Source organism: Corynebacterium callunae (assembly GCF_046592015.1).
GTDB lineage: Bacteria > Actinomycetota > Actinomycetes > Mycobacteriales > Mycobacteriaceae > Corynebacterium > Corynebacterium callunae_A.
Genome location: NZ_JAWVOB010000011.1, coordinates 30,188 through 47,078 on the forward strand (window position 1 = coordinate 30,188; position 16,891 = coordinate 47,078).

General features: G+C 53.6%; 18 protein-coding genes. 6 read left to right on the plus strand and 12 right to left on the minus strand.

Going from position 1 to position 16,891, the window contains the following annotated elements:
• Positions 1–3 precede the first annotated feature (3 nt).
• Entirely contained in the window at positions 4–1,236 is a 1,233-nt protein-coding gene (locus SFC07_RS11660) for a hypothetical protein (RefSeq protein WP_411208438.1), read from the minus strand.
• A gap of 144 nt (positions 1,237–1,380) precedes the next feature.
• Complete coding sequence (locus SFC07_RS11665; RefSeq protein ID WP_411208439.1) at positions 1,381–2,034, minus strand: GntR family transcriptional regulator; 654 nt, start codon at positions 2,032–2,034, stop codon at positions 1,381–1,383.
• Between the two features lie 189 nt (positions 2,035–2,223).
• Between SFC07_RS11665 and SFC07_RS11670 the strand changes: the two genes are divergently transcribed.
• From SFC07_RS11670 to SFC07_RS11685, 4 genes are all read left to right on the plus strand, one after another.
• Complete coding sequence (locus tag SFC07_RS11670) at positions 2,224–3,489, plus strand: NRAMP family divalent metal transporter (RefSeq protein WP_411208440.1); 1,266 nt, start codon at positions 2,224–2,226, stop codon at positions 3,487–3,489.
• 86 nt (positions 3,490–3,575) lie between these two features.
• A complete protein-coding gene (locus tag SFC07_RS11675) occupies positions 3,576–4,334 on the plus strand; it encodes a 5-oxoprolinase subunit PxpA (protein ID WP_411208441.1) in 759 nt (252 codons plus the stop codon).
• Complete coding sequence (locus tag SFC07_RS11680) at positions 4,324–4,977, plus strand: 5-oxoprolinase subunit B family protein (protein WP_411208442.1); 654 nt, start codon at positions 4,324–4,326, stop codon at positions 4,975–4,977. Before SFC07_RS11675 ends, SFC07_RS11680 begins: the two co-directional genes overlap by 11 nt.
• Positions 4,974–5,882 carry a biotin-dependent carboxyltransferase family protein gene (locus SFC07_RS11685; protein WP_411208443.1) on the plus strand — a complete coding sequence of 303 codons (909 nt, stop codon included), beginning with the start codon at positions 4,974–4,976 and terminating at the stop codon, positions 5,880–5,882. The genes SFC07_RS11680 and SFC07_RS11685 overlap by 4 nt, the downstream gene beginning before the upstream one ends.
• On the opposite strand, the gene SFC07_RS11690 is transcribed toward SFC07_RS11685, so the two are convergent.
• Positions 5,869–6,393, minus strand: coding sequence for a GNAT family N-acetyltransferase (locus tag SFC07_RS11690; RefSeq protein ID WP_411208444.1), 525 nt, complete (start codon positions 6,391–6,393; stop codon positions 5,869–5,871). The two genes, SFC07_RS11685 and SFC07_RS11690, sit on opposite strands and share 14 nt — an antisense overlap.
• Positions 6,394–6,449: 56 nt before the next feature.
• Positions 6,450–7,124, minus strand: a complete 675-nt coding sequence (locus SFC07_RS11695; RefSeq protein WP_411208446.1) for a LysR family transcriptional regulator substrate-binding protein — start codon at positions 7,122–7,124, stop codon at positions 6,450–6,452.
• A gap of 63 nt (positions 7,125–7,187) precedes the next feature.
• Between SFC07_RS11695 and SFC07_RS11700 the strand changes: the two genes are divergently transcribed.
• Positions 7,188–7,535: a DUF5997 family protein gene (locus SFC07_RS11700; protein ID WP_411208548.1), complete on the plus strand. Its 348-nt coding sequence runs from the start codon at positions 7,188–7,190 to the stop codon at positions 7,533–7,535.
• Here SFC07_RS11700 and SFC07_RS11705 read toward each other — a convergent pair.
• From SFC07_RS11705 to glyA, 3 genes are all read right to left on the minus strand, one after another.
• On the minus strand, positions 7,532–8,257 hold the full coding sequence (locus tag SFC07_RS11705; protein WP_411208447.1) for an aminotransferase class IV: 726 nt from the start codon (positions 8,255–8,257) through the stop codon (positions 7,532–7,534). The two genes, SFC07_RS11700 and SFC07_RS11705, sit on opposite strands and share 4 nt — an antisense overlap.
• Positions 8,254–10,116, minus strand: coding sequence for an aminodeoxychorismate synthase component I (pabB, locus tag SFC07_RS11710; RefSeq protein WP_411208448.1), 1,863 nt, complete (start codon positions 10,114–10,116; stop codon positions 8,254–8,256). The genes SFC07_RS11705 and pabB overlap by 4 nt, the downstream gene beginning before the upstream one ends.
• A gap of 76 nt (positions 10,117–10,192) precedes the next feature.
• Positions 10,193–11,497: a serine hydroxymethyltransferase gene (gene glyA, locus SFC07_RS11715; protein WP_411208449.1), complete on the minus strand. Its 1,305-nt coding sequence runs from the start codon at positions 11,495–11,497 to the stop codon at positions 10,193–10,195.
• 287 nt (positions 11,498–11,784) lie between these two features.
• Between glyA and coaA the strand changes: the two genes are divergently transcribed.
• Complete coding sequence (gene coaA / locus SFC07_RS11720; protein WP_411208450.1) at positions 11,785–12,771, plus strand: type I pantothenate kinase; 987 nt, start codon at positions 11,785–11,787, stop codon at positions 12,769–12,771.
• Positions 12,772–12,833: 62 nt separating this feature from the next.
• Here coaA and SFC07_RS11725 read toward each other — a convergent pair whose 3' ends face one another.
• From SFC07_RS11725 to mca, 5 genes are all read right to left on the minus strand, one after another.
• Entirely contained in the window at positions 12,834–13,352 is a 519-nt protein-coding gene (locus tag SFC07_RS11725; protein ID WP_411208451.1) for a flavodoxin domain-containing protein, read from the minus strand.
• A 102-nt stretch (positions 13,353–13,454) separates the two neighbouring features.
• Positions 13,455–14,225, minus strand: coding sequence for an isoprenyl transferase (locus SFC07_RS11730; protein ID WP_411208452.1), 771 nt, complete (start codon positions 14,223–14,225; stop codon positions 13,455–13,457).
• Between the two features lie 62 nt (positions 14,226–14,287).
• Positions 14,288–15,388: a 3-deoxy-7-phosphoheptulonate synthase gene (locus tag SFC07_RS11735; protein ID WP_411208453.1), complete on the minus strand. Its 1,101-nt coding sequence runs from the start codon at positions 15,386–15,388 to the stop codon at positions 14,288–14,290.
• 206 nt (positions 15,389–15,594) lie between these two features.
• Positions 15,595–15,915 (minus strand): hypothetical protein, encoded by a 321-nt coding sequence (locus SFC07_RS11740; RefSeq protein WP_411208454.1) that lies wholly within the window; start codon positions 15,913–15,915, stop codon positions 15,595–15,597.
• A 39-nt stretch (positions 15,916–15,954) separates the two neighbouring features.
• Positions 15,955–16,830, minus strand: coding sequence for a mycothiol conjugate amidase Mca (gene mca / locus SFC07_RS11745; RefSeq protein WP_411208456.1), 876 nt, complete (start codon positions 16,828–16,830; stop codon positions 15,955–15,957).
• Positions 16,831–16,891 lie beyond the last annotated feature (61 nt).

The window sequence follows — 16,891 nt, forward strand, 5'->3', positions numbered from 1 at the left end:
GTGTTAGATATCGAATTCTCGGGGCTCTTCCCCAAAATCTCCAAAGCCACCTTCTTGTAAACGCTCCATCAAATAGGCATCCGGGCGTACTTCAATACCGATGGCACCAGCAGGTGGAGTTTCAAAGACACTGTCCTCCCACTCCCCTGAACCTTCTGGGTGAATGAATCGATAATCGGTGAAGGTATTGATGTTGTTTTCATGCAGCAGGTGCAAACGCGGGCTAATCGACGTTGGGCTTCCGAGGCCAAAACGCATGGCGATACGTACCATCGAGGTAATGCCGTTCATGAGGTTTTCGCCGGTGGTCACTGGCCTTGCAATGAGAAGGTCACGATCTGGAACAGCAAAAATTACGCCATTGCTCTGATCAAGATCTGGAGCCCACATGCGCAAAAGGTCCGACAAGAACAGCGGTGCACTGCCTAGGTAATAAGAATCTGATTCAAAAGCCCAGAAGTTGGCACCTTCGCCGCCCTCCTCCGAGGTGATGTAGTTGGCATCCACGGAGGCGTCGAGAAGCTCTTGCCAGGTGTTGCGGTCCGCAGCCCGCTCTAGCACGTCAATGGCATCAAAGCGTTCGAGCTCCTGGAGTGGCTGAATCCGAATTGCATGCTCGGTGTCGAGCACCAAAGCGATGGACATATCGGAGGTAAAAGACCGCAGAATTGAATCATCGCGGATTTGTTCCTCAATGTCATCTTTGAGACCTAGTTCCTCCAGTTCAGGCTCCGCTTCTGGGGTGGGCAGCAGGCGCAAACGCAAGCTCTTGTACAGCGTTGCGGTGGAAATATCACTCAAGGTGGCATCAGCTAAAGTGCCATGAACAAAGCTTTCGACAAGCTCCGGGAGCTGATCTATATCGCCCAGACCAGCAGCATTCATGGCTAAGGTTCGCAAAGAAACCTGCGCCGAACCGCCATCAGCTCGCAAAACACGCGCGGTGCTGCCCTCAATGTGAATATGCGCATCTTGGAGGGCAAAACGATATTCCAGCTCGCGTCGCAAGAGATCAGCGCGGGTGCGGTTAAGCTGCGGCAGGTCCATATCAGGCAAAAGATCAGCTGGGGTGAGCTGGCCTTGGTTATCCCTATCTACCTTTTGTTCAATAGGCTCGCCTGGTTGACGCACATTGGACGTGCTTAAGTCCGAGACGTTTTCCGGCACGCTTGAACCGCCTTGAGGGGTTTCCTCTTGGTTCTTTTTCCTTCGCCGTTGAAAAAATCCAAATGCCATGGAGTCAATCTCCTTCCGTGGCCTTGTTGTTGCTATAGCCCAAGCTACAAGCAAAAGGAAGGGGCGTTCAACGCTTAACTCACGCCTTTGCTCAGGAATTAACCTCTGCTAGGACACTGCTAAATAGATAATCCTAGTCTAATCTTACTTTTCCGGCAGACGGGAAAGTAAGTCCTGACGCGAACGCTCCAAATACTCCTGCAAGAAATCTTCCGCAGCTTTAAAGTCCCGGCGTTCCAGACGCTGCAAAATTTCACCGTTGAGGTTCACATATGGGGAATGGAAAGTTTCCGATTCTCGGGTCTCCAAAAATCCAATCCGCGCTAAAGCCAACACCTTGCGGGCCTCAACCACTAACCGCTTCACCTCTGCCAGCTCAACAATTGCAAGGTGAAAGGCACTATTTTCCGAACCCACAGTTTGCCAATCACCTTGCTCATTGGCTGCTACGGCGTTCTGATAGGCGTGGCGCATCTGCACCAGCGAACGCTCTACCTGCTCTGGATGATCTTGGGCTGACCTAATTGCAGCCAATTCTACAAAGAGGCGATAGGCATAAATGTCATTGACATCGCTTTTGGAAAAACGATGGACAAAAACTCCGCGGTTAGGGATATGATCAACCAAGCCGTCCTGGGATAACACCCTAAAAGCCTCGCGCAAGGTATTACGTGACACTCCTAAGTCCTCTGCCAAAGACACCTCAGAAAGGCGGGTACCGGAGGTTAATTCTCCGCGATCAATTTTGGAGGTAATCAGTGCTGCCAGCTCTTGTGAGGTAGCCATTGCGGTGGTCATAGCCACGATTTTATGGGATGTGCAGCCCATTGTGGAATTAAAAAATACCAATTCCCTATTAGGTATTGTGTCGACAGCCACAGGGGGTCTAAACTCACTTTCAATTCACCAGAATTGTTCAACAATCCGCCGAAATCCACCAGGTCTTGGGGATTGACCTTTAAAAACCGCATTGAAAGGAGTGAGACAGTGACTGAACACCAAGACGCTGCCGCTTTAGCTAAGGCCCAAAGCCCGTCTCTTAAACAAGCAGCTGCCAGCGCCTCCGGGCGCAGTGCCCTCATGGGCGCTATCTTTCTCATGGCAACCTCGGCCATTGGACCGGGATTCCTCACCCAAACCGCAGTATTTACCAATCAGCTCGGCGCAGCGTTTGCCTTTGCCATCCTCGTCTCAATCCTGATCGATATCGCGGTGCAGCTCAACGTTTGGCGCATCATCGGTATCTCTGAAATGCGTGCACAGGAACTGGGAAACACTGTTATCCCAGGACTTGGTTGGCTGCTTGCAGTACTGGTCTGCATCGGTGGCGCAGTATTTAATATCGGCAATATTGCCGGTGGCGGTCTGGGGCTTAATTCCTTGTTGGGACTAGACGTCAAAATTGGTGGCGTCCTTACCGCGGCTATCGCCATTGCCATCTTCTTGTTTAAACGCCTTAGTGATGCGCTTGACAAGTTCCTCGTTGTCCTCGGCATCATCATGATTGCACTAACCGTTTATGTAGCTTTTGTCTCTGGTCCTCCCGTGGGTTCCGCACTGAAAAATACCGTACTTCCAGACACCATTGACTGGCTTGTGATCACCACTCTCGTTGGCGGCACAGTTGGCGGTTATATCACCTACGCTGGCGCTCACCGCATGTTGGATTCCGGACAAACCGGGCCTGACAATATCAAGGCCGTTTCCAACTCTTCTGTCACCGGTATTTTGATCACCGGACTTATGCGCGTAGTCCTCTTCCTCGCTGTTCTCGGCGTTGTAGCTGGCGGCATCTCACTCACGGGTGAAACCAACCCGGCAGCAGCCGCCTTTGAACACGCAGCCGGCGAAGTTGGACTACGTATCTTCGGCGCAGTCCTGTGGGCCGCCTCAATTTCCTCCGTTATTGGAGCAAGCTACACCTCGGCCACTTTCCTAGTTGCCAACCGCCCGGAGAAAAGGAAGCTGCAAAACTGGGTGACCATCGTTTTCATCCTCATCTCTTGCTCGGTCTTCGTATTCCTTGGAACTGCGCCTGCAATCCTGCTGGTTTTCGCTGGAGCTTTTAATGGCTTGGTCCTGCCAGTTGGCTTTACCCTCATGATTTACGTCGCTATTTTCCGCCAAAAGGATCTGCTCAAGGGCTATAAATACCCGAAGTGGCTGATTGTTATTGGCATAATCGGGCTAGCCATCGCTTGGTTCTTGGCCTACGTCTCCTTCGGCAACGTCTTCGATCTGCTCAGCCAATAAATCAGCCAATAGCTCCATTTCCAGCTCAGCAAACAGTGCCACTCCCCTCAGCCAAAAGCATGCACACTCCTGAAAGGTGCCACCCTATGACCACCATTGACCTCAATAGTGACCTCGGCGAAAGCTTTGGAAACTGGACCATGGGCAATGACAATGCCGTGCTTGACCTCGTCTCCAGCGCAAATATCGCCTGTGGTTTCCACGCCGGTGATCCCGCAGTAATGCTCAAAACAGTCGGCGCTGCATATGCTCGTAGGGTGCGCATTGGCGCCCACATTGGCTACCGCGATTTGGCTGGATTTGGCCGTCGATTCATTGATTACTCCCATGAAGACCTAGTGGCAGAAACCATCTACCAAATTGGTGCCATTAAAGCAGTAGCTACCGCTGCAGGCGCAGTGGTGGACTATGTCAAGCCGCATGGCGCGCTATACAACACCATTGCGGGAAATGAATCCCAAGCAGATGCCGTCATTGAAGGCATCACCCGAGTAGATCCCACCCTAAAGCTCATGGCACTGGCAGGCTCAAACATCGTGGAACAAGCTCGCGGAATGGGGCTTCAAGTGCAGGAAGAAGCTTTCGCTGACCGCGCCTACACTGCCGATGGTCAATTAGTCTCCCGCAGTCAACCCGGCTCGGTGCACCATGATCCCCAGGTAGCTGCAGCCCAAGCTCTTGCCTTTGCTCAAGGCAAGCCCATTAAGGCGATCACCGGCGAGGATGTCCTAGTTAAGGCAGATTCATTGTGTGTGCACGGCGATAATCCAGCAGCGCTCGCATTGATCAAAGACATCATCAGCACTTTATCGGCCAATGGCATCAAGGTCTCCCATGGACGTTAAGTTCTGTGGTGATCAAGCACTCATCATCGACCTCAATGAGGCGGATGCTCAAGCTGTCCAAGGAACCGTGCTTGATGCGGTGCTTTCTCTTAACTCCTCGGTGCTTGCGCAAGAACTTCCGGGAGTTGTAGACACCATTCCGGCTGCGCAGACCTTGTTGGTCACCTTTGATCCTCGGCAAACCTCCCTTGGCCAGCTTAAAGAGCAGCTGTCCGGCATCGAGCTCGCTCAACACAGTGCAGCTCAGGCGCAGGTGCAAGACATTATAGAAATCCCCGTCATCTACAACGGACCAGATTTGGAAGCTGTCGCACAACACACTCAGCTCAGTGTTGCCGAGGTCAAAAAGGCCCACGGTGAAATGCTGTGGACGGCGGCCTTTGGGGGCTTTGCTCCAGGTTTTTATTACCTTGTGCCGCAATCGCCACTGTGGGATATTCCGCGCTTGGAATCCCCCAGAACCAAAATTCCCGCTGGTTCAGTAGCAGTAGCTGGAGAATTTAGCGCGGTGTATCCGCAGCAGTCCCCAGGTGGCTGGCAGTTGCTTGGTTCCACGCCATTTGCCATGTGGGATATTGACCGAGCGCAGCCTTCATTATTGAAATCGGGAGATAGCGTTCGCTTTGTGGAGGTTAACAGTTGAGTTTTAAAGTCCTTGCCACTGGACCACAGGCACTTTTTCAGGATCTTGGTCGTTTTGGTTTTTCCAGCTCAGGTGTGGGAACCTCAGGTGTTTTTGACCGAGCTGCTGCAGCGCGGGCTAATTATGCGCTGGGCAATCAACCCACGGCCACGGTGCTTGAAATTGTGCTCGGCGGTTTTGAACTAGAAGTTCTTCACCCTGCCACCGTTATTTTCTGCGGCGCCCAGGCCCGAGCCACCATCACCAAAGCCAAGACTAAAGCAACTCAAACTGCAATACCTCACCAAGCCCTCAGCAATACCATCATTGATGTGGAATCAGGCGATCATATCCGCTTGGAACTCCCAACCAAAGGTATGCGGAGTTATATGGCGGTTCGTGGTGGTTTTGATGCTCCTAAAGTCCTAGGCTCTGCCTCGGCTGATCTGTTGTCGCATATTGGACCAGCGCCGCTAAAAAGTGGAGATATGCTCTCCATCGCCAAGGACACTCTTTCCACGTCGTGGTGGCCTTTATTGCGCCATCTGCCTTTGCGCTGGCCACTGCAAGAAATCACCACGCTAGAGGTCATCCACGGGCCGCGTGCCGAGTGGTTTAGCCAGCAATCACAAGAGGATTTTTATAATCAGGTTTTTGAAGTCAGCCAGGATTCCAACCGCATTGGCATTCGTCTTAACTCCCCTACTCCCCTGGTCCGGGCTCAAGCAGGTGAGCTAAAAAGTGAAGGAATGGTCCGCGGGTCGATTCAAGTTCCACCCGGCGGTCATCCCGTGATTTTTGGGCCTGATCATCCAGTTACTGGTGGCTATCCAGTAATAGCGGTGCTTTCGGCACAGGCCTCAAACCTGGCTGCCCAATTGGCTCCAGGCGATAAAATTCGCTTCCGGCAGATTACTCCGGAGTAGCGAGTAGACGCTCCCATAGATCGCAGTCACGCCACTGACCTTCCAATTCTCCATAGGTCATGCGCGCCATTTGGTGCATGGTGCCCACCTTTTGGAAGCCACGGGAGGCGTGCAGCTTTGCGGAGCCCTCGTTTTCGGGGAAGATCCAGGAGTGGATCGCCCACATACCGCGGGATTCGCAAAGCTCGATAAGGGTGCTGAGCAAGGTGCCACCCACGCCACGGCCTTGGCCCTGGGGATGGATGTAGATGGAGTCTTCCACTACCCCGTGGAAAACCTGGCGGGTAGAAATCGGCGCAGCAGATACCCAACCCAGAATGAAGTCTGGATCGTCTTTTTCTACTGCAACGAGAACAGTGTCCATGATTTTTGTTGAGCTAAACTGCTCCCAGGTGGGACCAGATGTCTCATATGACGCATGTCCCGTCTCCAGGCCCAATTCGTAGATTTCCCGCACCTGAGGGAAATCACCCTCACGGATTGGTCGGATCAGAAAGTCTCTTTCAACCATGAACGCAATTGTCCTTATCTTTTCTGCTCTCGGCAACCGGACATGCACACTAAAAATTATCGCCGTTTTCGCTGTGGTTTTCGCCCCTGCTGGTGTCGCGCGCCGGACTTCTTTTCTGCCTGCTTACGGGCCTGTTTTGCAAGGGTTTTTTCGCGGGCGCTACGTTTTATGGTCTGCTGCCTGCTGGAATTAGCGGTTCGTCCGCGGGCAATTCCGACAAAATCTTGAATTTCTTCATTATCATCGGATTTTTTCCACACCAGGGCAATGGTCGTTTTTTTGCCCCCTTTGAGGCTGCGGTGTTCCACTAATTTCTTGCTCAACACCTTGATGAGCGGACGTGGAGCAATAACAATTCCCACATTGGCAGCCACAATCTGCAAAGCTTCTCGCACAGCTGCGGCGTCAACTTCACCACTTTCTGGAATCTCCCAGTTGATGATCTCACCCTCGAGCTCAGCGGGGTCTACGTCACCTTCTTCGGCGGCGAGGAAATAGTCTTTGGGAAACGCCACACCTGGGCTTTCGGAATAAAGCTCAACCACGTGCAGGTTTTCGTCGATACGCGCATCTGGGAGGCGGGTTAGCGCAAGTTGTGCCTTGCCGGCCAGCATCTCGCCCAGGGCGTCGTCGGAGTCAAGCGTCTCAAGTCCGCCATGATGAGTACGTTCCCGGAATCGCATAAACCACTTTCCAGGTTCGGTGCCGGTGGTGAAACTTAAGATAAGCATGAAACTAATGCTACCGTTGAGGGCGTGAACGAAGAATCTGTACGCAAGCCATCGGGCACGGCCATGAAGCCGGCGACCGCAGCCAAGAAGCTGGGTCTCTATTTGCCCGCCACGCCAGAGGAGTTCCAAAGCAGCGCTGTTACTCACCAAGAGCTGAAGCAACTGCAGGAAAATCCACCGGAGTGGCTCCAAACCCTACGCCGCGAGGGTCCACACCCTCGTCCAGTCGTGGCCCAAAAATTGGGCATCACCATTGCGGCATTGAAGAAGAACGATCTGGACAAGCCCCTGACCACCGCCGATATCAAGGCTTTGCTCGAAAATCAGCCCGAGTGGTTGCGCCTGGCGCGCACCCAGCTGGCTGAGGGTCGTACCACCGCTGAAGAAGAAAGCGAAGAGCAGGAAAGCTAAGCGCTTTTCGACGCGCCCCACAGCGCCTGATTCCACGGTTTTACCAGCGGAGCAGGCGCTGCAGTTATTTTGCCGTCCCCACGGCCCCAATATTCCACCGCAGTCCAGCCGTGCAAGGCGCTGCCACACCAGGCCGGAAGATCAAGATGCCTAATATTGGCACGCTGCACCTTAATTCCAGCTTTTTCCCACAGCGGAATTGTGGCCCGCACCGTAATCGAAGGCAACACCGGCGAGGCTGGCAGGATAACTGTATTTTCATCCTGCCAAAACACCACTGCCCCATTGGCGGCTTCTAAGACGGTGCCATCTGCGCTGATTAATAGGGTGTCATCACAGTCACGATCCTGGGCCATAACCCGCAATCGGCCCAAAATATCTAGGTCTGGGCCTTTAATCAGGGGCTGGGTGCGGGGATCATCAAGATCAGAAAGCCACAGGCTCGTTGAAGTCCGCAAAGCAGGTGCTGGGCGGATATGCACTCCAAAGGATTCTCCGCCATACCATTCAACGCGGGGAAACCACTCCCCCGTCTGTGGCAGAGCGGCACGCACGGTGTCTAAAAAAAGATAAGCATCCACCGGGATACTGCGGGCAAAGCGCTGTTCATGCAGATCCCAGCGCACTACGCGGCCATCGCGCAGCAGATAAGAATCCACCACCAACGCTTTCTCTGCGGCACCCGGCTCTAATGCAACGCCATCCCAGCGCAAAAAGCTCATGGAAACTCCACTCCAAAAAGCTGCAGCAAAGGAGTGGACTTCACGCGGATTTCTTCCCATTCTGCAGCTGGATCAGAAAGTGCCAAAATGGCACCACCCACACCATATTCCAGCTCACCGGCGTGCACCACCAAGGTGCGGATGACCATCGATAAATCCACCGAGCCATCGAGAGAAAAATAACCAAGGCCACCGGAGTAGATTCCGCGAGGTGCGGCTTCTAGTGCATCAATAATCTCCATTGTGCGTAGTTTGGGAGCACCGGTCATGGAACCACCGGGGAAGGCAGCGCGGATACATTCCATAGCGCTTTTGTTACCCAATTGTGCAGAGACAGTACTCACCAATTGGTGCACGGTGGCGAAGGTTTCAACGTCGAAAAGCTTCTCGGTTTTAACAGTGGTTGGCTGGGCGCCGCGGGCAAGGTCATTGCGCACCAGGTCCACAATCATGAGGTTTTCGGCGCGGTCTTTGGGGTTTGCTTGCAGTTCGGCAGCTATCAAAGCGTCCTCGGCAGGTGTTTTTCCACGCGGGCGGGTGCCTTTAATTGGCTTTGATTCCACGTGGCCAGCAGCATCTATGGTGATAAATCGCTCTGGGGATGAGCTCAAAATGCTTGTCTCCCCCAGTTTGAGGAAGGAAGCATAAGCGGTGGGGTTCGCTGCGCGTAAGCCTAAGTAAAGCTCAAAAGGATCTTGTTCGCAGGTGCCTGAGAGTTGCGTGGTTAAACAGATCTCATAGGACTCACCGCGGCGAATTAGATCCTGGGCTTGGGCAATTTTGGCCAGATATTCTTCCCTGCTATCGCGCACCTTAAGCTCAATGGGCGCAATCTGCACCGCAGGCAGTGGCAGCAACTGCTCTAAAGCAGATTCAACCTCGGCAAACCACTGCTCATCCGGGCGCAGGGACATCAGGCGCACGCGGTCTTTTTCAATGGCCAGGGCACGATCGGCAAAAATCATATGCGCATCTGGCAGCTTGGAGTGATGAGCTGCCCCTGCCCCGCACTCAGCTTTAAGCTCATAGCCGATATAGCCCACCCAGCCGAGCCTAAAGCCTGGACCTGGGGCAACCGTATTGCGGGCGAGGTCTGCTGCTAGCTGCTGGAAAAAATCTCCACTTCCAGCGCGGTAGCTAAGGGTGCGGGCTAAAGGGCCACTGGCATCGCCAAGATAGCTGGTGCCTTCCACATCATCAAGCCAAAACGCGTGCTCGGAGCTGCCATAAAGGGTGGCAAAAACTCGGGCAGGGTCGACCGCGATATCCAGCACGCGTTCGGAAATCTCCCAGGTGTAGCTGCGTGCTAGCTGCAGGAAGTTGCGGATGATCTGATGCCCCCACTGCCCACCGATGGATTCAGGGTGAAATTGCACGCCCCACTGCGGCAGAGTTTTGTGCTGCAGCGCCATGATTAAGCCGTCCTCGGTCCAAGCAGTCGCCTCCACGCTCTCGGGCAGGTCGCTGGCGATCATAGAGTGATAACGCACGACCTCGAAGGAGTCCGGGATGGCGTCGAAAAGCGCACTGCCGTTGTGGCTGATGGTGGAAACCTGCCCGTGCACCGGTGTGGGCGCGAGGTCAATGCGGGCGCCGTGCGCCAGCGCAATGCCCTGGTGGCCAAGACACACGCCCAAGATGGGCACCTGGGCGCGCTTAATTATGCCTGCACAGATACCAAAATCGGCCGCAACTCCGGGGTGGCCCGGGCCCGGCGAGAGGATGACGGCGTCGAAAAGCTTCTCATCGATTATCTCATCATTGCGCACCACGGTCGGCGCCTGCCCGCTGACCTCTTCCACGTAGGTGGCGAGGTTGAAGGTGAATGAATCATAATTATCGACAATAAGTACGCGCACAAAAATCCTCAGAAATAAGGTAAAGGCACCGTGCGGCCGCAGCCGACGATGCCTTCACACAAAGCGAAAACCTAGATTAGACGATAGTCCAGTCTTCCAGGCCCTCGTACAACGGGTACTCCACAGCTAGCTTTGCGACGCGTCCACGCAGCGCCTCAACATCGGCAGCCTTGCCCTGAGCCAAGGCAGTACCGATAATGTCAGCAACCTCGGTGAAACCAGCAGCGTCAAAGCCGCGGGTTGCCAACGCTGGGGTACCAATGCGCAGACCAGAGGTCACCATTGGTGGACGAGGATCAAAAGGAACCGCGTTGCGGTTGACGGTGATGCCAACCTCATGCAGCAAATCCTCAGCCTGCTGGCCATCCATCTGGGAGTTACGCAGATCAGCCAGAACCAGGTGCACGTCGGTGCCACCGGTAAGGACGTCCACGCCGGCTGCCTTAGCATCCGCAGCGGTGAGACGCTCAGCCAAAATGCGAGCACCTTCCAAGGTGCGCTCCTGGCGCTCACGGAACTGCTCAGTAGCTGCAATCTTCATTGCAATAGCCTTTGCAGCAACAGCGTGCATCAAAGGACCACCCTGCTGACCAGGGAAAACAGAGGAGTTGATCTTCTTGGCGTATTCCTGCTTAGCAAGAATAATGCCGGAACGAGGACCACCAAGGGTCTTGTGCACGGTGGAGGAAACCACATCTGCAAAAGGAACTGGGCTTGGGTGCAGACCAGCTGCAACCAGACCTGCGAAGTGAGCCATATCGACCCAGAGCTTGGCGCCAACTTCATCCGCAATGGACTTGAAAGCAGCAAAGTCGAGGTGGCGAGGGTATGCAGACCAACCGGCGATGATTACCTTTGGCTGCTCCTTCAGAGCCAGCTCACGAACCTGATCCATATCAACGCGCATGGTCTCAGGATCTACTCCATAAGCAACAACCTCATAGAGCTTGCCGGAGAAGTTCAGCTTCATACCGTGGGTGAGGTGACCGCCATGAGCAAGGGAAAGACCCATGATCTTATCGCCTGGCTCGGCAAGGCTCATCAACACAGCAGCATTAGCCTGTGCGCCAGAGTGTGGCTGCACGTTAGCAAAATCAGCACCAAACAGTGCCTTGGCACGGTTACGTGCAAGATCCTCGATGATATCTACTTGCTCGCAACCACCGTAATAACGGCGGCCGGGATATCCCTCGGCATATTTATTGGTAAGAACAGAACCCTGTGCTTGCAAAACAGCACGTGGTACGAAGTTCTCAGACGCGATCATCTCAAGGGTGTCGCGCTGGCGGGCTAGTTCCCCAGCGATGGCCGCAGCCACCTCCGGATCAAGCTCGCTCAGTGGCTGGTAACGGACATCGTCCGCTTGGTGGGCATCGGTCATCAGGTCAGCTAACCTTTCACAAGACGAATCCCGCGCGTAAGACCTCACTCGCGGGATAGATACGCCCTCCAGCATAGACCTTAAAACCCCATTTTTGAAAGTACGGCACACCTCGGGGGCTCCGATTGTGGGTATATCTGCGTTTGAGTGGCTTTAGGTGTGATTTCTTGAAGATTGGATGGTTTTGACCTGGGTTAGAGTTTGGTTGGAGTCTTGTTGGAGCTCCGGGGCTGGTCAACCCGACCCTCGTGGGCTGTGTTTCCTCGTAAAGGTGCACAATGGACTACATGGCAGAACACACCGCTGCGGCTGCGCAGCTTGCGCGCAGCTCCAATCGCACTCCGGATTTCAGCCCCTACCTGGACTTTGATCGCCCCCAATGGCGCGAGCTTAGAAAGTCCATGCCCCAGGTGTTGACCGAAGATGAAGTTATTGAACTGCGCGGTATTGGTGAAAATATTGACCTCGAAGAAGTTGCTGAGGTTTATCTTCCACTGTCTCGTTTAATCCACCTGCAGGTTAGTGCCCGCCAGCAACTAACCGCAGCTACTGAGACCTTTTTGAGTGCCTCCACCAGTGTTCCCCTGCCCCGAACCAATGTGCCTTTTGTTATTGGAGTGGCAGGATCTGTTGCAGTAGGAAAATCAACCACTGCCCGCTTGCTACAAGTGCTGCTACAACGCTGGAATTCACACCCCCGCGTAGACCTCGTCACCACCGATGGATTCCTCTACCCCGCAGCTGAATTAAATAGGCGCGGGTTGATGTCCCGTAAAGGTTTTCCCGAAAGTTATGACCAGCGAGCACTGCTGCGTTTTGTCACCGATGTGAAATCCGGCAAATTCGATGTGAAGGCACCGCTGTATTCCCACACCGCCTATGACCGTGTACCGGGAGAATTTACGACAGTCTCCCAACCGGACATTCTTATCGTCGAAGGCCTCAACGTTTTACAAACTGGCCCTACGCTAATGATCTCGGACCTCTTTGATTTCAGCGTCTACGTTGATGCCCGTACCGACGATATTGAAAAGTGGTATATCGACCGATTCCTCCAGCTGCGCCACACTGCCTTTAGACGCCCCGGCGCGCACTTCTCGCACTATGCCAATATGAGCGATGAGGACGCCTCCGCAGTTGCCCGTGAGCTGTGGCAATCCATTAACCTGCCCAACTTGGTGGAAAATATTCTGCCCACCCGCGTGCGTGCATCTTTGGTGCTCAAAAAAGGTAGCGACCATTTGGTTGAGCGCGTGCGCATGCGCAAGCTTTAGGTGCGGTGCGGTGCGAATCAGGGGCCTGTGTGGGTCGGCACAGTGTCGGCGTAGGGCGGGGTTTAGCCCTGTGCCCAAGCCACGATCTCATCGAGACGACCAAAATCAACGCGATCAACATCGGTATCAAAGGTGTTGATCATCATTTTGTCATTGGCGCTTTTCATGGGCTTGGCCTTGAGCATATTAACGATGGTCCACATTGTGGTGCGATGCGCGGTGGAAAGCTCTGAGTAATTCAAGCGACCCGGCAAATAAAAACGCTTTACAGTGCTTGCCTTGGAACCAATAACCTTGGCAGCGCCGTCCTTCTTCTCTGCTACCTCATCTAAAGTCATTCCCACGGTGCACAAGGCCACCGGATGCAGTCCAAAATCAGTATCAGAAACAAATTTTGCGCCTGGGTGCATAGGGCCATGGACTGGGCTAAGGACGATCACCGGAGCAGTGGGATCTTGGTTAAGCGCAGCTGCAGCTTCTTTAAAGCTTAAGGATGCAACTCCCAAACGTGCTGCAAGTTCTTCAGCATATTCGCGCGTGGAACCGTAGGTGGTTTCATAGGCAACGATGGCCTTAGGCATGTTTCTCCTCATTTGGCTGGACATCAGCAAGATCTTCTGAAGTCCAGCTTAGGAGCTCAATCCCCCGATTTTCGGCTATTTGCCCCATTTGCCCTATTTGCCCTATTTGCCGAAGCGTCGGCTGCGTTGAGAATAATCACGCAGGGCGCGGAGGAAGTCGATGCGTCGAAAAGCGGGCCAGTAGGTATCGGTAAACCAAATTTCGGAATAGGCCGACTGCCACAACATAAAGCCTGAAAGGCGCTGCTCACCGGAGGTTCTAATCACTAAATCTGGGTCAGGCTGCCCAGAAGTATAAAGATGGATGGAAATCGCATCTGCATTAACGCTATCGATGAGGGCAGGAATGTCCTTGCCGGCATTTGCGCCTTCTTGGAGTAGTTCCCGCACCGCATCCACAATTTCTTGGCGGCCACCATAACCCACTGCCATATTCACCGTAATTCCGGTGTTATTGGTGGTGGTACTTTCCGCTGCGCGCAAACGTGCTGCCACATCGTCGGGTAGCAAATTCAAATGGCCAACCAACCGCACCCGACAGTTGGTTTCCGGCCGTGCTAGCTCATCGGCAACATCGGCGATGATGTCAAAGAGCAGCTGTAATTCTTCAGAGGAACGGCCGAGGTTTTCCATGGACAGGAGATAAACGGTGACGAGGTTAACGTCCACGTCTTGGCACCATTGGACCATTTCCCCAATTTTTTTGGCACCTACGCGGTGTCCGTGGCTGACATCGGTAAATCCAGCTTCACGCGCCCAGCGCCGATTGCCATCACACATGATGGCAACGTGACCGGGCTGTTTGGCGTCCTGGAGTGCTTTTAGCAGGCGGCGCTCATAAACCGGGTATAGCAGTCGGGGCAGGTTAAACACAGTTCTTAGTCTAGCCCCCACACCCAGGTGGCATGGGAGCTACCCTCCGAATCGGTTGCAGATTACTTGTTTGCGTTGCGACGCTCACGCACCGCAGCTGCCAATTCCGCCAAAAGATCCACAGTGGTGTCAATATCAATGCACTTATCGGTAACAGACTGGCCGTAAACCAGACCGCTACCACCATTGATACGCAGCTTTGCAGGATCAAGATTCTGCGCACCCGCTACCAGGAAGGATTCAATCATAATGCCGGCAATTGCAGAATTACCCTCCGCAATTTGAGCCGCAATCTCCTTCACCACACCAATTTGTTTAACATCATCCTTGCCGGAGTTGGCGTGCGAGGCATCAATCATCAAACGCGCATTGTCACCAAGCTTTTCGACGGCGGCCTCCACCGAAGCTGCATCATAATTCGGGCCGGTGGTACCGCCGCGCAAAATAATGTGGGAGTTGTTGTTGCCAGCGGTTTCTACCACGCTGAGCTCTCCGTCATCAGAGGTGCCGAAGAAGAAGTGTGGGTTCTGCGCCGCCTGCACGGCGTCGATGGCAACCTGGACGTTGCCGTCGGTGCCATTCTTGAAACCGATTGGCATAGACATTCCTGAAGCCAACTGACGGTGTACCTGAGATTCGGTGGTACGAGCTCCAATTGCGCCCCAAGCGACGGTGTCAGCGTAGTACTGCGGGCTATTTGGCTCAAGGAATTCGCAACCGACGGGAAGGTCGAGGTTTACTACGTCGATAAGCACCTTGCGCGCAATGCGCAGGCCTTCTGGAATGTCGTAAGTTTCGTTGAGGTGTGGATCGTTGATCAAACCCTTCCAACCCACAGTGGTGCGTGGCTTTTCGAAGTACACGCGCATAACTACCTTAAGGTCCTCATCAAGGCGCTTAGCCAAAGGTGCCAAACGGTTGGCGTAATCAATGGCAGCTTCAGGATCGTGGACTGAACAAGGTCCTACAACAACAACGAGGCGATCATCTTCACCAGCGAAGATATCTGCAATATCCTGTCGATCGCGCTCAACCTTATTGGCTTGCTGTGCGGTGAGTGGATTGGCAGCAATCAGCTCAGCTGGGGTGGGCAGCTTGTGGAAAGCTACGACGCGCTTATTGCTGGTGGACGCTGCGTTGTCGAGGGAAACTGGGGAGCTCATGGGATGTGGTGCCTTTCGGGGCTAGCAGACTATATGGGAAACAAAAAAGCAGCCCCTCAACCCTTGCGGGGAGGTGCTGCTCGACTCCGGAACTTGTTCGCGTTAACTTGGCACAATTAATGGCCAGCTTGCGCGGGGAACCCCGGAGCCGGGCATAAAATAAAATCGTGCTGCGAACATGTTCAAGACCTTAACACAAAACTTATTTAAAAAAACCCTTTTTTGGACTTTTCATTCAGACCTGCTTCTGCCATGGCCTTTCGCACTCCTTCAATATCAAAAGGATCAAGTCCATGACGCTCTGCAAAGATGCGTCGACGGTTCATACGAGACCATCTGCGGTGGAACATCCAGCCCAGGGTCAACACCGCCGCCAGCATGGCAACAATAATAAAGAGTCCAACTGGAGAAGCTTTTCCGAACTCAGGCCCCAGTGGGCCACCTTCTTGTTGCTGCGCAAAAATAAGGATTTGGGTGTTGTTATACGCACTAGCAGCAGTATTAAACACGGGACTGAAATCAATCACGCCTGGAAAGTCCTTCCTAAAGGATGTCGTCTTTAAGCATTATTCTGCATCGGGAGCGATTCCAGCAAACAGATCATCCTCAGGGATAGAAGTTTTTACCCTGGTCTTAGCCAGCTCAAACTCCTCCGTGGGCCACAACTTCTGCTGTACCTCCACTGGAGTTCCAAAGAAAGCACCAGCTGGATCGATCTGAGTTGCGTGGGCACGCAAGGCTGCGTCACGCTGCTCAAAGTACTCCGCGCTCGGAACCTGGGTGGTTACTCGCGCCATAATATCCGCCTGGTTGGCCTGCCACCGCTCCAACATTGGGGTGTATGGGCTGGGCTTTCCTTCCTCAATGAGCAAATCGTGGAACATTTGCATTCTCTGACGAATAAAGCCGTGGGTGTAATAGAGCTTCAGCGGTTCCCAAGGAGCGCCAGCTTCTGGAGCATAGTTGGCATCCCCAGCTTTTTCCCATGCTTGCATAGAAGCCTCATGCACCTTGATGTGATCAGGGTGCGGGTAGCCGCCATTCTCGTCATATGTAATGATCACATGGGGTTGGAACTCACGAATAACGGCGACCAGGTCACGAGTGACTTTGTCGAGATCTTCAAGAGCAAAACAGCCTGCTGGTAGTGGAGGCAGCGGATCACCTTGGGGCAACCCGGAGTCAACATATCCCAACCAACGATGCTCGGTTCCTAAGATGCGCATTGCTTTGGCCATCTCTTCTTGACGAATCTCTGAGATGTTTTCCAAAACTCCGGGCTTGTCCATCGCTGGATTGAGGATGTCACCGCGCTCACCTCCCGTACAAGTGACAACCATGACTCGATTGCCCTCTGCGGTATAACGAGCCATCGTGGCCGCGCCCTTGCTCGACTCGTCGTCAGGGTGGGCGTGGATCGCCATTAGGCGTAGACCACTCACGTGTTTCATCCTTTCTGCAGCAATTTTCACGTTGCTAAAAATTAGTTGATTTGTATTCAAT

What these genes read in the sequence shown, in the direction of transcription:
- SFC07_RS11680 (WP_411208442.1), top strand. Translation starts at nt 4,324, where the DNA reads ATGGACGTTAAGTTCTGTGGTGATCAAGCACTCATCATCGACCTCAAT.
- glyA (WP_411208449.1), bottom strand. Translation starts at nt 11,497, where the DNA reads ATGACCGATGCCCACCAAGCGGACGATGTCCGTTACCAGCCACTGAGC.
- SFC07_RS11690 (WP_411208444.1), bottom strand. Translation starts at nt 6,393, where the DNA reads ATGGTTGAAAGAGACTTTCTGATCCGACCAATCCGTGAGGGTGATTTC.
- SFC07_RS11665 (WP_411208439.1), bottom strand. Translation starts at nt 2,034, where the DNA reads ATGACCACCGCAATGGCTACCTCACAAGAGCTGGCAGCACTGATTACC.
- SFC07_RS11725 (WP_411208451.1), bottom strand. Translation starts at nt 13,352, where the DNA reads ATGCCTAAGGCCATCGTTGCCTATGAAACCACCTACGGTTCCACGCGC.
- SFC07_RS11705 (WP_411208447.1), bottom strand. Translation starts at nt 8,257, where the DNA reads ATGAGCTTTTTGCGCTGGGATGGCGTTGCATTAGAGCCGGGTGCCGCA.
- SFC07_RS11695 (WP_411208446.1), bottom strand. Translation starts at nt 7,124, where the DNA reads ATGCTTATCTTAAGTTTCACCACCGGCACCGAACCTGGAAAGTGGTTT.
- SFC07_RS11675 (WP_411208441.1), top strand. Translation starts at nt 3,576, where the DNA reads ATGACCACCATTGACCTCAATAGTGACCTCGGCGAAAGCTTTGGAAAC.
- SFC07_RS11700 (WP_411208548.1), top strand. Translation starts at nt 7,188, where the DNA reads ATGAAGCCGGCGACCGCAGCCAAGAAGCTGGGTCTCTATTTGCCCGCC.
- coaA (WP_411208450.1), top strand. Translation starts at nt 11,785, where the DNA reads ATGGCAGAACACACCGCTGCGGCTGCGCAGCTTGCGCGCAGCTCCAAT.
- SFC07_RS11735 (WP_411208453.1), bottom strand. Translation starts at nt 15,388, where the DNA reads ATGAGCTCCCCAGTTTCCCTCGACAACGCAGCGTCCACCAGCAATAAG.
- SFC07_RS11660 (WP_411208438.1), bottom strand. Translation starts at nt 1,236, where the DNA reads ATGGCATTTGGATTTTTTCAACGGCGAAGGAAAAAGAACCAAGAGGAA.